At 28.9% G+C, this 1766-nt stretch carries 2 protein-coding genes; one reads left to right on the top strand and one right to left on the bottom strand.

What is annotated here, in order from left to right; genetic code table 11:
• The coding region (locus LGK95_RS21980) for a twin-arginine translocation signal domain-containing protein (RefSeq protein ID WP_226127035.1) at positions 1–312 on the bottom strand (312 nt) is incomplete at its 3' end.
• A 995-nt stretch (positions 313–1307) separates the two neighbouring features.
• Here LGK95_RS21980 and LGK95_RS21975 point away from each other — a divergent pair.
• The gene (locus LGK95_RS21975; protein WP_226127034.1) at positions 1308–1643 is read left to right on the top strand and encodes a hypothetical protein; all 336 of its coding nucleotides are present in this window, start codon (positions 1308–1310) and stop codon (positions 1641–1643) included.
• Positions 1644–1766 lie beyond the last annotated feature (123 nt).

Below are 1766 nucleotides of genomic sequence, written 5' to 3'. Positions count from 1 at the left end.
TATAAATTGATCCTTGTACTGAGTGGCACTTTGGTCAAGAGTTTGCATTGCAAGATCACCTGAAGCCGTCATAATTGTGCTGTTATATTTCATACTTATTTTATTTAAGAGTACATCATCGATAGTGGTTGGATTAGTTACATTTAAAGTGGAGATCGTACATCCAGAGCAGCCTGCACCTTGAAGCCAAATTATTGGCGGATCTGTTTCTGCAGCAAGAACAGTGTTTACATTTGCTAGATCAAATTCCACATTTAAAGCAACTGTTGCTGCAACTGACCACTTTAAAAAATCTCTTCTACTTATTTTCATGATTATCCCTCCTTAAATTTTAAGAAAACTGCCGACAGTCTTTCTTTAACACTAATATACGTCAAAGATATGTCATAGGTATTGCTATGTTGTTAATCTTTGTTAAGTTATGTTAAGTTCTATTAAATTCCCTATATATATCCACCTCTATATTATGTCGATACGTTCTCTCTAAATCGTAGTGAAATTAATCTTTATATTCACATCTATATATCTATGACAGTAACACAATAGCAATTGGGTTACATTCACATAGAATAAGATTAATCTAAATAGTAGACTTAAAACACTAGGTATATAATAGTACGGCCACAGTATTTCTACTGTGGCCGTACTATTATTCCATAATTTTGGCAAATATAACTTTATAAAGAAAGTTTCACAGGAACCATGATTGATAGACCCGAGTTTGATAAACTATTAGTCAAATTAGAAAAAGGCGATACTTTAATATAACAAAACTAGATAGAGTATTTTTAAACGAAATACAAAGAAATATGGATAACTGTGTAAAACTATGTTAGTACTTAACATAAGTATTCTTTAAGCCTAGGAATAGCAACGGTCAAGAGAGGAATTGATGGTTAGTACTTAACATAGGTATTGTTTAGCTCATTATATGAAACCTATTCCTACATGGTCAACTATAAAGGTTGTATAATTCTAAATTGTTAAGATATATATAATTGGGTTAAACTTGATTAACAAACCTAAAATTTAATGCAAAATGGTGTATATTTAGATAAATAATATGAATATTATGAAAATGTATTATAATCATATTTTTAATATTCTATATATAATTATAAGAATACAAATAACAAAATCTGATTTCTTTTGGTATAATAATAAATTTATAATGTACATCAAATGGTTTTAGTTTTATAATGAAAACCTTTAATAAAACAATTGATGTAGAATAAAAACATTTGCTAAAGTAACCTTGTTTTAAACAAGCAAATAAATTATATATGAAAGTAGTTGAGTACAGATAAATGGGAACTAAAATACAGTATGGTTTAGCAACACATTTTGAAAACCTTGTAACTGGTAAGACTATAACTCAAGATCAAGCAAGTAAAATTAAAGCTATCATACATAAAGCTGAAGCTACAAAGAAAGCAGACTTGGAAAATACTGAACCTATGACTGATCATGGATGTAAAATATATATGGATAACAACAAGATCAATTATATAAATTCTTTAAAGGCCCTTGTAGAAAATGGAAATATAACACAGGCCCAAGCTGAAAAAATCATAATGAGGAAAATATACTTATGCCAGATCAAAAGGTTAAATAGTTTACCTTGGATTAAATTTGAGGGGTAAACATACCCCTTATCTTTTCCTGCAATATTTGTAAAAATAGGTAAACATAAAGCTCTGAGATTACCCAGAGCTTCATAAACTGTTTTTTAACTTTCTAACTATTACTTCATTACTTCCTATGCA

The organism is Clostridium algoriphilum, assembly GCF_020443705.1.
In the GTDB taxonomy this organism is placed as follows: Bacteria; Bacillota; Clostridia; order Clostridiales; family Clostridiaceae; genus Clostridium_AD; species Clostridium_AD algoriphilum.
This window is presented reverse-complemented; position numbering and strand designations above follow the sequence as displayed.

Excerpts from the sequence above, each read along its gene's own strand:
- LGK95_RS21975 (WP_226127034.1), top strand. The coding sequence starts at position 1,308 with ATGGGAACTAAAATACAGTATGGTTTAGCAACACATTTTGAAAACCTT.